Below are 1,969 nucleotides of genomic sequence, written 5' to 3'. Positions count from 1 at the left end.
TGCGCCTTGCGCCTTGCCTTCGAACGCTGCCAGAAACCGCTTGTTGACGGCCTCGCGCGAAGCGACGCCCAAAGTTACGGTTTTCATGATGGACTCCAGTTGTCTACGTCAGCCCAAAAATCCGCGAGGAGCCGCGCAGGTGTCAAAAAAGAGTAAGGCGTTTCAACGTCGCCAACGTGATGATCCCCTTTGCCGCGCTCATTGTCGTACCGCAAAACGCACTCGCCCAAGACGATATAGGCAAGGCTGTATTTGAACAGGTGAGCGCTCCCACGCAACGGATCAGGTACCTTCCAAACGAGCAATTCGGCGAAAGCCTGCTTGTTGACTGCGTGACGCTCTTTGAGTAGCAGGGTGGCTTTCATGTTGGACATTATGACAACATCACCCGTGTTGTCATTTGCCCCAACACACTTTGTTACTGACCGCAACGTCGCATACAAGCGCCCGGTCTTAGACCGCGATTTTTTCCGCCGAGAAGGCGGCTGTATCGTAGGGAACCGTCACCACTTCCTTGCCTGCAAGCGCCGGCTCGGACGCGATCAGCGCTCTCACTTCACGATCGATCACAGCGCGTTCGCCGGTCTCGAGCGCCGCGATAAAACTCGTCGACCTGACACGATTGACGATTACGTCGTCCGGTGAACCGGTATGGGGCTGCTTGAAGTGCTGTTCCGCGAGCGGGCCGAAGCCGTCAAACGGAAACGCGTTTCGCCATGCGCCGGTGTAATAGCGGGGCGTGTCGCCTTCCACACGGTTGACGATCGCGTCGAGCCGCGCGACCCAGGGAATGCTGGCATCGCGGAGATTCCAGACCAACCCGAGTTTCCCACCCGGTTTCAGGACCCGCAAAATTTCGGCCAGCGCTGCGTGCGTGGCGAACCAATGAAAAGACTGTGCGCATACGACAGCATCGACCGATGCATCGGGCAGTGGAATTGAAGCGGCTGTGCCGCTCAGCGCTTGCACGTGTGGGAACGACACCGATAGCTTGCCGAGCATTTCCGGTACGGGTTCCACCGCGATAACCCGAGCGTCGGTCGCGATTAGCCGAGGCGTGAACTTGCCCGTGCCGGCACCCAGGTCGATAACGGTTTTCCCTTGGGCCAGCCCAAGTTGCTCGCGCAACCAGTCGCCCAGTTCCGCCGGATAGTCGGGACGTCCACGCACATAACTGTCTGCGCCGAGGGCGTATCCGCCCGCTGCCGAATGATGTATCCCAGCCTGTGCGTCGTTCATGTTTGTGCTCGTGCTCGTTCGTTTTCGCAAGGCTTAAAGTCCGGGCGCGTCGATCGAACCCGCTTGCGGTAAAAAAACGGCCGATCTAGTCGGCCGTCTCGTCACCCGTCAACCCGGTTGTTCGCTGCTTTCTTCCGCGGATTTGTTCGCGCGCCGCAACCGTTCCCGGCTGTTCGACAAATGCATGCGCATTGCCGCACGCGCGCCTTCGGAATCCTGTCGCGCGATGGCGTCCAGAATGCTTTCGTGTTCGGCGTTGACCTGTGAGACGTAGGTCTTGGGATCGGCGTGCGCGATGCCGGCCGAATCGAGCCGTTTGCGCGGAATCAGCGCGGTGCCCATCTGCGAGAGGATATCGACGAAATAGCGATTTCCGGTCGCGCTCGCCACTGCAATATGGAACTGGAGATCGGCCGCTACGCTGTCGCTGCCGGTATGCCGTGTGGCTTCGATGGCGTCGAGCGCTGTACGCATGCGCGCCAGATCCTGAGGCTGCGCACGTTGCGCAGCGAGTCCGGCGCATTCGGTTTCGAGGCTGATACGCAATTCAAGTACGGAGAGGACGTCGCGCAACGTCGTGGCCGGAACCATGTCGCTGCCCAATTTCTTGCGATTCGATTCCAGCACGAAGCTGCCGATGCCATGTCGCGTTTCGATAACTTCACCGGCCTGCAAGCGGGAGATCGCTTCGCGCACTACGGTGCGGCTGACTCCCAGCGCGAGCATCAAT

General features: G+C 59.7%; 3 protein-coding genes. All 3 read right to left on the bottom strand.

Features of this window, described 5'->3' with window-relative positions; all coding sequences use genetic code 11:
• Positions 1-83 precede the first annotated feature (83 nt).
• On the bottom strand, positions 84-365 hold the full coding sequence (locus tag WCA53_RS14245; RefSeq protein WP_423911298.1) for a toxin-antitoxin system TumE family protein: 282 nt from the start codon (positions 363-365) through the stop codon (positions 84-86).
• A gap of 88 nt (positions 366-453) precedes the next feature.
• Entirely contained in the window at positions 454-1,239 is a 786-nt protein-coding gene (locus WCA53_RS14240) for a class I SAM-dependent methyltransferase (RefSeq protein ID WP_423911297.1), read from the bottom strand.
• Positions 1,240-1,347: 108 nt separating this feature from the next.
• Positions 1,348-1,969, bottom strand: a 622-nt coding sequence (locus WCA53_RS14235) for a FadR/GntR family transcriptional regulator (RefSeq protein WP_423911296.1), incomplete at its 5' end; no start/stop codon positions are given.

This window comes from Caballeronia sp. (assembly GCF_049581465.1).
Taxonomy (GTDB): Bacteria; Pseudomonadota; Gammaproteobacteria; order Burkholderiales; family Burkholderiaceae; genus Caballeronia.
This window is presented reverse-complemented; position numbering and strand designations above follow the sequence as displayed.